General features: G+C 60.6%; 7 protein-coding genes. 4 read left to right on the plus strand and 3 right to left on the minus strand.

Annotated features, from left to right (window positions below; translation table 11 throughout):
* From NW853_RS02605 to NW853_RS02615, 3 genes are all read right to left on the minus strand, one after another.
* Positions 1-999 (minus strand): response regulator, encoded by a 999-nt coding sequence (locus NW853_RS02605; protein WP_414347620.1) that lies wholly within the window; start codon positions 997-999, stop codon positions 1-3.
* Complete coding sequence (locus tag NW853_RS02610) at positions 996-3,968, minus strand: PAS domain S-box protein (protein WP_414347622.1); 2,973 nt, start codon at positions 3,966-3,968, stop codon at positions 996-998. Before NW853_RS02610 ends, NW853_RS02605 begins: the two co-directional genes overlap by 4 nt.
* Before the next feature lie 267 nt (positions 3,969-4,235).
* Positions 4,236-5,234, minus strand: coding sequence for a ribose-phosphate pyrophosphokinase (locus tag NW853_RS02615; RefSeq protein ID WP_414333885.1), 999 nt, complete (start codon positions 5,232-5,234; stop codon positions 4,236-4,238).
* A gap of 132 nt (positions 5,235-5,366) precedes the next feature.
* Between NW853_RS02615 and NW853_RS02620 the strand changes: the two genes are divergently transcribed.
* The 4 genes from NW853_RS02620 to rodA all read left to right on the plus strand — a co-directional run.
* Complete coding sequence (locus NW853_RS02620; protein ID WP_414333887.1) at positions 5,367-5,549, plus strand: ATP-binding cassette domain-containing protein; 183 nt, start codon at positions 5,367-5,369, stop codon at positions 5,547-5,549.
* On the plus strand, positions 5,539-5,784 hold the full coding sequence (locus NW853_RS02625; protein WP_414333889.1) for a hypothetical protein: 246 nt from the start codon (positions 5,539-5,541) through the stop codon (positions 5,782-5,784). The genes NW853_RS02620 and NW853_RS02625 overlap by 11 nt, the downstream gene beginning before the upstream one ends.
* Before the next feature lie 74 nt (positions 5,785-5,858).
* The gene (locus NW853_RS02630) at positions 5,859-10,187 is read left to right on the plus strand and encodes an NINE protein (protein ID WP_414347623.1); all 4,329 of its coding nucleotides are present in this window, start codon (positions 5,859-5,861) and stop codon (positions 10,185-10,187) included.
* 33 nt (positions 10,188-10,220) lie between these two features.
* On the plus strand, positions 10,221-11,500 hold a 1,280-nt coding region (gene rodA, locus NW853_RS02635), incomplete at its 3' end, for a rod shape-determining protein RodA (protein WP_414347625.1).

Below are 11,500 nucleotides of genomic sequence, written 5' to 3' on the forward strand. Positions count from 1 at the left end.
CTAGGGTACAGGCGAAAAGCGCTTGGAATCGGGGGAATAGCGCCAAGAAATGCCGTCGGGATCCCGGCTGCGGCTCCACTCCGGAAAACCGGTTTTGAATTTCCAGTAGGTGATGGCGGAGACCACTACCCCCAGCCGCTCCGCCAACTGGGTTTGATTGAGGGGGCGCAGCGTCGCCCGCGGCACTGTAATCGCCTCCTGTGCAGGCGACTCTTGGGAGGGCACGGGCAATGAGGCTGTGGCTGCAGTTGCCAGTGCCTCCCGTTCCAACGGACGACTGGGACTGGGCCGCAGCAGGCTGAACTGGCTCAATAAGCCGACGTTTTCCAGGTTCAGAAGATTTTCTAGGTTAGAGGTCTGATGGATTAGCTCCAGCTCACGGCGCAACTCATCCTCCAGCACTCGCAGATAGTGTTCCCGCTTTTGCTCCGACTCGGCATCCTTGAGCAGACCCAGGGCAAAGCTGAGGTTCGAGAGGGGCTCACTCAGATCTTGCAAGAACTTCTTGAACAGAGTGCCCTTCACATCCGTGAACTGCTGCAACTGCTGCAGTTTTTGCCGCAGTTCCTCGATTCTTTTCTCTTCCAGCTTGCGGCTCTCCAGGCTCTGCCGGTGGTTGTGCAGGGCAATTTCAATGGTGGTGTAAAGTTCCCGCTCTTTGAAAGGCTTGATGATGTAACCGAAAGGCCGGGTCTCTTTGACGCGGGAGAGCGTATCGTCATCGGCGTAGGCCGTCAGATGCACCACCGGAATGTTGAAGCGCTCGGTGATCCGCTTGGCGGCTTCGATGCCGTCGATATCCCCCTTCAAGACGATGTCCATCAAGACTAAGTCCACCGACATCTCTTCCAGCCGTCGGATCGCTTCTTCGCCGGAGGAGGCGATGGCCGGCACCGCATAGCCAAATTTTTTCAGGACGTTGGCGATATCCTTGGCGATGATCTTCTCGTCTTCGACAACCAGAATGCTGCCTTTGGCAAGCATGGGAACTTTCTTCAAGGCTGGCTCCTCGGAAAGGTGATGATGAAGGTAGTGCCCGATTTGTTTCTCAATTCTATCTTGCCCTGGAGCTGATCGGTGAGGGTTGCAACCAGTTGTAAACCCAGAGATTGAGTTTCCTTGAAGTCGAAATCGCGGGGCAAGCCGATGCCATTGTCAGAGACGCGCAACTGAGTATATTTGCGGGTTTGGCTAAAACAAACCTCTATCTCCCCGCTGCGACCTTTGGGGAAGGCATACTTGAGGCTGTTGGTGACCAGCTCGTTGATGATCAAGCCACACAAAACTGCATCGTCGAGGTTGAGGCGGATCCCTTCGGCGCGGATGCTGGCGCGAATGCTCTCGGGGTTCACTCCGTAGGAGTGAAAGAGGTTGGAGATCAAATTGTGTAAGTATTGCTTGAGATCCACAGCGGCCAGATTGTTGGATTGGTACAGGCCCTCGTGGATCAAAGACATCGCTTGAATGCGGCTGCCGGCATCCTTAAAAACGCGGGCGTACTTGCGGCTTTTGATTTGATCCGCCTGGAGCCGCAGCAGGCTGGAGATGATTTGTAGGTTGTTTTTGACGCGGTGGTGAATCTCCCGCAGCAGAATCTCTTTTTCCTGAAGGGCAGCCTGGATCTGCAGCTTCGCCTGTCTTTCTTCGGTAATATCTTCGCAAATGCCAATAACGAAGAGGTTTTTGCCTTCGGGATCCCGCACTGCCGAGACCGCCAGGCGGCACCAAACCACCTTGCCGCTGCGGTGGATGTAGCGTTTTTCTAGGTGGTAGTGATCTTGTTGGCCGTTCGAAACCTCCTGGAAAAGTTGCCAATCTTTGCCGATATCTTCCGGATGGGTGAGGTCGCAAAAACTCATGTGGGTCAGTTCGGCGGCGCTGTAGCCCAAGATCTCTTCCAGGGCGGGGTTTACCTTGAGGTAACGGCCCTGTCGATCGACGATGGAAATGCCCAGGGCCGACTGCTCGAAGATGCCCCGCAGGCTCAGCTCGCTTTGGCGCAGGGCCGCCTCCGCTTGTTTGCGCTCGGTAATGTCCAAAATTTGGCTGAGAAAGTAGCTGGGATCCCCTTGGGCGGTGCGCACCAGGGTGATGCGGAGAAGGGCGTAGACGATTTGCCCGTTCTTGTGGATGTAGCGCTGTTCCTGTTCGCAGTGGTGCACCTCGCCGGCCAGCAGGCGGTTACTGTTTTCCAAGGTGACGGCGATGTCGTCGGGATGGGTGATGTCGAGGACGGTTTTTCCCTTGAGATCCTCTAGGGTGTAGCCCAGGGTTTCGGTAAAGGCGGCGTTGATCTGCAAATAAGTGCCGTCCACCTGGGTCATGGCCTTGGCAATCGGGGACCACTCAAAAGATTGGCGGAAGCGTTCTTCACTTTCTTTGAGGGCGATTTCTGCCTCGACGCGGGCGCTGATGTCGATCACCTGGTTGAGAAACTGGGTGGGCTGCCCTTCCTCATCGCTGAGAAGCGTAGCCTGAAACAGGACATGGACGACCTGACCGGAACGATTGATGTAGCGAATCTGGCGCTGGCTGACAGAGACTTTCCCCACCAACAAAGCCTCATTGGCCCCCAGCAGTTGATTGACATCTTCCGGGTGGAGAATGTCCAGTTGTTGCCGATGTTTCAATTCTTCGGGAGTATGGCCGACAATCTGGGCAAAAGCCTCGTTGACCTGGATAAATCGCCCCTGCAAATCCACCAGGGCAATTCCATTGGGGGCCAGCTCAAAAATCTGCCGGAAATGGTTGGCGCTCTGTTGCCAGGCTTGCTCTATACGACGACGTTCGGCTTCCAGTTGCTTGGACTCGGTGATGTCTTCGACGATCCCTGCCACTCGATAGATTTTGCCCTCTTTGTCGGCAATAGGAAAGGTACGTTCCCGCAGCCAGAGGATGCAGCCATCGGGGCGGCAGAGGCGAAAAACCACATCGGTGGGTTGGCCCTGAAGTTGGGCTTGAAAAATGGTGGGGAACAGCCAGCGATCGTCAGGGTGAATGTGGCGCATCCAGGCCTGGGGATTGGCGTAGGCCTCTGCAGGGGAAAGGCCCCAAATGGTTTCACAGGCGGGGCTGACGTAAATCAGCTCTTTGCCGCAGAGCGTTGAAATCCAGAACAGTTGTTGCGTATTCTCCGCCAGTTGTAGAAAACGATGTTCGCTTTCTCTGCGGGCTTCTTCTAACTGTTGTTGTCGTTCTTTAAGCTGGCGGGATGCTGTGATATCAGTAACAAATCCTTCAAAATAGAGGGGATCCCCCTGCTCGTCGTACAGGGTGCGGGCATTTAAAGAAATCCAGATGACTTTGCCGTCTTTGCGGCAGACCTGGCGCTCTGCATCCACGACTTGACCTTCTCTCAGCATGTGCTGCAGGAACTCAGATCGCTGCTCTGGGTCGCTATAGATTTGGGTGCCGATATCGGAGACATTGCGCATCAAATCTTCCGGGGATTCGTAGCCGAAAATATGGGCCAGAGCTGGGTTGGCAGCCAGATATTTTCCCTCAGGGGTGGTTTGAAAAATGCCTTCGACGGCGTTCTCGAAGATCTGTTGGTAGCGGGCAGCGGTGCTGCGGCTGTGCTGCAGTTGCGCCCGAAGTTGCGCGAGGGCTTGTCGCTGCTCCTGGGCCTGGAGCAGGATGTGTCGCAGGCTGAGGGCGATGAGGTCGATCTGTCCCCGTTCGGGGAGGCTCAGTGGGCGGGGGCGCTCCCCCCGCAGGTGAAGTGTCGCCAGCGGCCTCCCGCCCTCATCCAGCAGGGGAAAGGCTTCCTGAAAAGGCCAAGATCCGCCGATGGGGTTGGGCGGCTCGTTGCCGGGGATCCGCTGGGGGTCGCGGTAGAGGATCCCTTTTGCAGGCGAGTCGGGATCGGATCCCGGCTGGACCAGTTCTAGATAGACCAAGGGGACGTTCAGCAGTTGCCCCAGCAATTGCAACAGCGGGTACAGCGCTGCAGCGGACTCTGTATTCAATTCTGTATTCAGTTCAGTTTGAAGGGACGGCTCTTCCCTGGCGGCGGCCTGCCCGGGAACAAAACCGTTCACAACGGATCTCGGTGACCTAGAAATGGGAGGCGACATGGGAAAAACTCGGCTGGGAAGCTAGCTCTACCCAGTCCATCGCGATAGATGGGGGGCACCTGCTGAGTTGGTCTTCACAGGGCAAAAAGCAAAGGATCCCCGGCAGGTACGCCCGTTCTGCACCCACTATCTATACTTTAGCGATGCTCTGGAGAAACTTTAGTGAAACATGCTGCTGACGGAGCTGTCTTCGTGGATGCGCCAGATCGCCTCTCCCAGCACGTTCGCCACCGAGAGGACGGTCAAGCCTGGAAAATGCCGCTCTGGAGGAATGGGGATGGTGTTGGTGACGATCACCTCTTCAAACAGACCGCCCTGCAGGCGTTCGATGGCCGGATCGGAAAAGACAGGGTGGATGGCGCAGGCATAGACCGCCTTGGCCCCCGACTTGCGCAGCAGCTTCGCCCCTTCCGAGATGGTGCCTGCCGTGTCGATCATGTCGTCTACGAGGATGGCGATTTTACCGCGCACATCGCCAATGAGGTTCATGACTTCCACGTCGTTGTGGGCCTGGCGGCGCTTGTCGATGATTGCCAGCGGAGCTTCCTTGAGTTTTTTGGCAAAGGCACGCGCCCGCGCTACCCCGCCCACATCGGGAGAGACGACCACAATATCTTCGTCGAGCAGGCCTTTTTCTTTGAGGTAAGCCTGCAGTACCGGCTGGGCGTAGACGTGGTCGAGGGGAATGTCGAAGTAGCCCTGGATCTGGGCCGAGTGCAGATCCATGGCCAGCACCCGGTGTGCCCCCGCCTGGGTGATCATGTTGGCCACCAGCTTGGCGGTGATGGCTTCCCGTCCGGCGGTTTTGCGGTCGGCGCGGGCGTAGCCGTAGTAGGGCAAGACGGCAGTGATCTGGCGGGCCGAGGCGCGGCGGCAGGCGTCGATGATCACCAGCAGCTCCATCAGGTGATCGTTGACCGGGCGGCAGGTGGGCTGCACCAAGTAGACATCGGCACCCCGGATCGACTCCTGGATTTGGATGTACAGCTCGCCATCGGCAAAGCGCTTGCGCAACATAGGCCCCAGATCCATGCCCAGGTAGCGCGCCACCTCCTGGGCCAAATCCGGATTGGCGCTGCCTGAGAAGATTTTGAGGCGGTTACTATCTGAGATGGGCGGCAGGGGAGAAGGGCGAAGCAGAGGGGCAGGGCGAACCACAGATCGATGCTGAACTCGTCCGTAGCCAACGCCTGACGGCGAGCTGCCGCTATCGTAGCACCGACGCTTGCAACCTCAGCAACTGTATTCTTCGGGATTTTGGGTCTGGGGGGGCAGGTTAGCATAGACGGGATGAAGGTGGAGCTGCTGCACATCCACAAGCGCTTTGGGGCGGTACAGGCGAACCGCGATGTGTCCTTGCGGGTGGAGGCGGGCACGATCCACGGTCTGCTGGGGGAAAATGGGGCCGGCAAAAGCACCTTGGTCAAGATCCTGAGCGGCTTTCTGCGCTGCGATCTGCGGGTTGGACATTGAGTCGGCGCTGTGGGTCTGGAGTCAACTGCTGGAACGCGCCCAAGCAGGGACGGCTATTGTTTTTGCCTCGGCGGATTTGGACGAGATCTTGCCGTACAGCAACCAAGTCCTGGTGTTCAGCAGCGGACAGGTCTCGGAACCCATGCCGGCGGCGGAGCTCACCGTTTCGCGGCTGGGGCAGTTGATGACTCTTCCCGTCCTGCCCAGCACCCACGCTTTGCTGGAGCATTTGTGAAGAGCATAGCAATCCAACAGAGCAAGGCTTAGAGTAGCAGTGGCCCCAAGCCTTTTTGCTCAACGAATCCGGCCATGGGATCCCAGGATAACATTCCACCTGAGGGAGCCGAGCAGTCCCGCTCTTACTCGTTCAACTTCACCGTTTCGGGATCCCGGCAGCAGGTTTTGCGGGGGTTGCAAGCCTTGCTGGAGCTGGGTTTGCTGACGCCGGAGCACTTTCGCCATCTGGTGGAGCAGTATCGGCTGGAGGCGGAATCGGCGCCAGGAGCCACTTCTGTCGGCGGGGGGATCCCAGCCAGTCTGGGCTCGGCCTACGTGCTCTGGATTTTAGGTTTGTTCGGCCTTTGCGGTCTGCACCGCTTCTATCTGGGTCGCTGGCGCACAGGGCTGCTCTGGCTGCTGACTTTTGGGCTGCTGGGGATCGGCCAGCTCCTCGATTTGATCTGGATCCCGCAGATGGTGCGGGAAAGAAATGCTGGCTTGGCCGGCTCTGGGGTTGTCGTGGCGGGGGAAGAGCCGCCAGCCGAAACCAGGGAGCTCTCCTCTCCCCCGGGGATAGCTGTGTTGTTGCGCAACTTGCTGTCTGAGCTGAGCGTAGCTTGGCTGCTGCTCCTGGGCCTGTTTTTGGTGGTGGTCTCTTCGGGGGTGCTGGCAGCCAGCCGCTGGCAAGAGTTTTCCCCGGCAGCTCAGTACGGGGTGCTCTTGGCTTATACGGCGGCGTTTGGGGTGGGAGCGAGGTGGGCGCAGCGGCAGGACGGGCTGCGTCTGACAAGCCAAACTTTAGAGGCTGTTGCTTTGCTGCTGCTGCCGATCAACATGTGGGCGCTGGACGGGCTGGGGATCCCGTGGGGGATCCGAGCTGTTGCTTTGGGGTTACTCATAGGGATCCCGTGGGGAGCCTGGCGACGGGCCGACTTGCTGGGGGCGGGTTCTGCTTTCTACGGAACGTTGGTGAACTTCTTATCTCTTTCTGGTTTACACCTCTTCTGGAGCCTAGGGCCGCCGGAGTCTCGTCCCACCCTTGTCCTTGGGATCCTCTACTTGGGGATCCTCAGCACCGTGATTTACACCTGGAGCCGCCGCTCGCTGGCCCGGCTGTGGCTCATCGGGGCGGCTGGCTCCTTGTTGATCTTGCGGGGGCTGCTCTCAGGGCAGGTGCAGGTGTCGCAGTTGGGGTTGGCGGTGGCCCTCTTGGGTTGGCTGCCCCAAAGCCCGGCTGAGGACTACGAGCCGGCTCAGGTGGGGCGGCCCTGGTGGAGCGGGGTGCTGTTGATTTTGGGCTGGCTGCTGGCGGCCAGCGACTGGGGGGAGAACGCCTGGCAGGTGTTGGCCATCAGCCTGCTGGGAATCCGCTTCTTAGCGAGGCGACTGAGCCAACGTCAGCAGAGGGTGGAGTTGGCGCTGCTGTTTTTGCTGGGTCTGGAAACTGCCTGGGCCTTTTGGCAGGTGTGGCCGGCAAGCTGGCGGGAGAGCGTGCTGGCGCTGTTAACGGGTGGGTTGCAGCCCCTCGACTCTGTTTGGGGGCTGCTGGGGCTGGTGCTGTTGCCCTATGAGGTGCTGTGGCTGGGGCTGGCGGCCCGCTGGCAGCAGAGACCTCGGGAAGGCGAGGAGGCGGGTTTTGCGGCGCTGGCAGAACCGACGGAGCGCTTGGTGTTGGGGCTGGGCGGATCCCTCTTGCTTTTGAGCTTTCCCCAGCCGGCGATTTGCTTTTGGCATTTGCTGTTGAGTACTGGCATCCTGGCCTGGTGGCTGCGGCAGAAGTCCAGGGTTGGCGCTGGGTGGGTATTTCTGACCCATGCCTATGGGCTGGGGGCGCTTCTGGCCGGGATCCGCTGGCTTTGGCCTGATTGGAGCCTGTCCAGTTGGGGGGCCATCTTGCTGCTGCTGGGCTTGCTGGAATGGACGGGGCGGGTGGCGCTGGGCGGGCGGTTGTTGGCAGCCTCAGGACATTTTGGGGGACTGCCGGTGCGGCTGTGGCAGCAGAGCGCCGAAGGGATGGGGCTGGTGCTGCTGGGATCCAGCTACTTTGTGTTTTTGGCGCAGGGCACGGAGTCCATTGGCTGGCTGTGGCTGGCGGTGCCCTCGGTTTTGACGGCGGCGCAGGTGTGGGCCTGGCCGCCCCTGGCGTTTATGCCTCGCTGGTTGCAGATCCCGGAGCAAGGGGGATCTTTTTCTTGGCGACAAGGGATTCCGGCGCGGGGATCCCTGCGCCTTCTGGCGGTGCTTTCCCTGGTGATGGCCCAGGGGCTCACCCTCGGCAGGCCGGGCCTGGATCTGCTCGGGCTAGGGCTGGGAGTGCTGCTGCTGGCAACTCAGGTGTGGCTGTGGGCTTCTCCCTCTCCCAGTTCTCCCGCTCCAGAAGCACTGCTGGCGGTGGCCTTTGGTGTAGGGATCGGCCTGGTGGGAATCAGCCGGCTATTGCCGACGCTCACGGAAGCGGAGTGGCTGCTGGCCTTGGCGGTGCTGGGGTTGCTCTTGAGCGGCTGTCGCTACGGAATTTTGCGCCTCTCTTCTCGCCTACAAGCCGCTTACCGACCGGCCCTGGATGGCTGGGGCCTGCTGTTGGGGTTGGTGCTCCTCTTTGCCCTCACAGTGGCGACAACGGCGGCCCTGGCGGATCCTTCTCGGCTCCCCATTTCCGTCGGCAAGCAGCCCATGTTCCCCGGCGCTCTGCCCTTGGCGGCTGGGGTGGCCCTGGTGGCGCTCGGCCTGCGGCTGGGGGTGGCTCTCTCAAGGGGTGGCTCGGCGGTCGTTGGCGCCGACGGGACGGACTCTGCCACCGGCTCGGTTTCCTGGGCGGTGGTGGAAGGGATCGCCTACGGGCTGATCTGGGCTTTGGAGCTGGGGGCGACCGGCATCCTGCTCTGGGTTGTGCAGGGATCCCGTCCCGTCCTGCCTCTGTGGGCCGTCCTCAACCTGGGCTTGGGGATCCTCTTCTGGATAGGGCCGGAGAAACTCCTGTTCCCCGGCGGGGGAGAGCTCCTGCAGCGAGTCCAGACCCTGAGTTGCTGGAAGACAGGGCCGCTGATCTATGCCGGGCTGGGTTGGCTGGGATCCCATGCCCAGTGGAGCGAGCTGACGGGGGTGGGCAGCTTAGGCCTGGCCATCGTGTTGTTGGGCCTGGGGCAGGGGATCCCAGGGGCACAAGAGCAAGGTGGGGACTCCGTCCCACTTACGCCAACGGAAGAAGACCCTCCCGTCAACTGGAAGGGGATCCTGGGGGCCTGCGGGATGTCACTGGCTGCCTACGAGAGCTGGATTCACTTCCTGAGCCAGCAGACAGGGGGATCCTGGGGAGATGGACTGGTGCTGACCGCGTTGCTGGGATGGCTCCTGGCAGTGGTCTACCGCCTTTGCCCCCCTTGGCTGGTGGCGACCCTGCAGCTTAAAAGAGCTTGGCTGCGCTGGATGGCCTCGGCCAACTGGGCCCTGGCCAACCTCGTCCTTTGGCCTGCGCTTTTCGATCTTCGCCTCAGCCGGTGGGGGCGGCTCCTCTGGGTGCTGACGGGATCCGGCCTGGCGGCCTATGCCGCCGCCCAGGGGAGAAGATCGACGCCGGGATCCCCGACAGAGCCGGGCTGGCTGCCAACGGCCTGGTGCCACCTCAGCGCTTGGCAGGGAGTCGGCATCTGCCTGGGTAGTATGTGGCTGGGCTTCCCCAGCTTGAGGGTGGAGCAATGGGCCGGATCCCTGCTCTGTGGGCTGGGACTCCTCTATTACTTTCTGCCCTGGCAACGGTGGGGCTGGCCGGCGGATCCCTGGTCAAATACGGCCTTGGTGGCGCCGTTGCTGGCCCTGGTGGTGACGGCGGGCGGCGACAACAACAGCAATTTGTTGCTGGGGGCAGCCTACTACGCTTTCTTGGCCATCTGGCGCTCCCAGGTGCGCCTGGGCTACATCAGCTTGTTTTTGAGCAACTGGATCCTGTGGAATTACGGCTGGCAGCAGGATTGGGCCTCCCTGACCCTCTATGCCCTGCCTCTGGTGGGATCCCTGCTCTATGTGGCCCAGGTGGATCCCGGACTGCAACAGGCTGGTGCTCGAGAGAGTCGGCACCGGCTGCGGGCCTTCTCGTCGGGTCTATTGGTGTTGGTGACTTTGATCGAAACCCACGGGCAACTGGGGGCGGGGTTTTGGCCGGTGGGGCTGGGCTTGGCTTTGGGGGTACTGGGTTTGGCGCTGCGGGTGCGGGCCTACCTGTGGGCGGGCACCCTGGGCTTTGGCCTGGGCGTCTTGCGGCAGGGGTGGCTGTGGGTAACCACTGACCCAATCCTGTTGTGGGGGATGGGGATCTTGCTGGGGGTGCTCTTGATTTGGGCAGCAGCCAATTTTGAGCAGCGCCGAGAACAGGTGGGATCCCGGCTCTCTGCCTGGCTAGAGCAACTGCAGGGCTGGGAATAGAGATAAACTGGTGCCGGCGTCGTTCCATCAGATATGGCCCTCTTCCTGTCCAGCGCTGATCCGAAAGTGCCCCCCCAGTCAAGGTGGAAACAGCTCCTGCAGCAAATCCTGTTGCCTTGGCGGGAGTTCGACGGCATTTTGCTGGCCACGGTGCTGGCCTTGACGGGCATCGGCATCATCGCCATCCGCAGCGCTGTCTGGGAGCGTCCCATCAGCCACTACTGGCTGCAGCAGTTGATCATGGCCGGGATCAGCCTGGTGTTTTTGGCGATGGTGGCGCGGATCCCCTACGAGCGGCTGCTACGCTGGCATTGGTTCACCTATGGCCTGACTTTGGCGGGCTTGATTGCAGTGCTCTTTTTCGGCACGGCGGGAGGAGGGGCAGAGCGGTGGATCTCCATTGCCGGCGTCCAGGTACAGCCTTCCGAGTTTGCCAAGTTGGGGGTCATCATCACCCTGGCGGCCATTTTGCACCACTGGCCAATCAAATACTTCAGCCAAATCTGGGTGGCTGTTGCCGTCGTCGCTCCTCCTTGGGTTTTGATCTTCCTGCAGCCCAACTTGGGCACCGCCCTGGTGTTTGTGGTGATCTTGCTGGTCATGCTCTACTGGGCCGGGGCCAAGGGCAGTTGGATCCTCCTGCTGCTGTCGCCGGGGGTGGGGGCCATTCTCTACGGCCTGCACACCCGCGCGGAGTTGAGCTGGATGCTCTGGGTCTGGCTGATCTGGTGCCTGGGCATGGCGAGCCTAGCGGCTTGGCGGCTGCCTTGGCGGTGGACAGGAGCGATGACCTTTGGAGTGATCAACCTGCTCTCCGGGCATCTGGGCCAGGTGGCCTGGCACATCCTCAAGCCCTACCAGCGGCGGCGGCTGGAGATTTTTATCGATCCCATGCAAGAGCCCTGGGGATCCGGCTACCACCTGATTCAATCCCGCATCGCCATCGGCGCCGGTGGGCTCTGGGGCCGTGGCATCCAGCAGGGCACCCAAACCCAACTGGACTTTATCCCCGAGCAGCACACCGATTTCATTTTCTCGGCCATTGGGGAAGAGATGGGCTTTGTCGGCACCCTGACGGTGCTGATCCTGTTTTGGATTCTGTGTGCGCGGCTGATCTGGATTGCCCAAGGAGCCAAGGACAATTTCGGGTCTCTCATTGCCATCGGGGTGTTGGCGATGATCCTCTTTCAGGCGGTAGTCAATATCGGCATGACGATTGGCTTGGCCCCCATCACCGGCCTGCCCTTGCCTTTTTTGAGCTATGGCCGCTCGGCTCTGTTGACCAACTTTCTGGCCATCGGCCTGGTGGAATC

This window comes from Synechococcus sp. H55.11 (assembly GCF_047462475.1).
GTDB lineage: Bacteria > Cyanobacteriota > Cyanobacteriia > Thermostichales > Thermostichaceae > Thermostichus.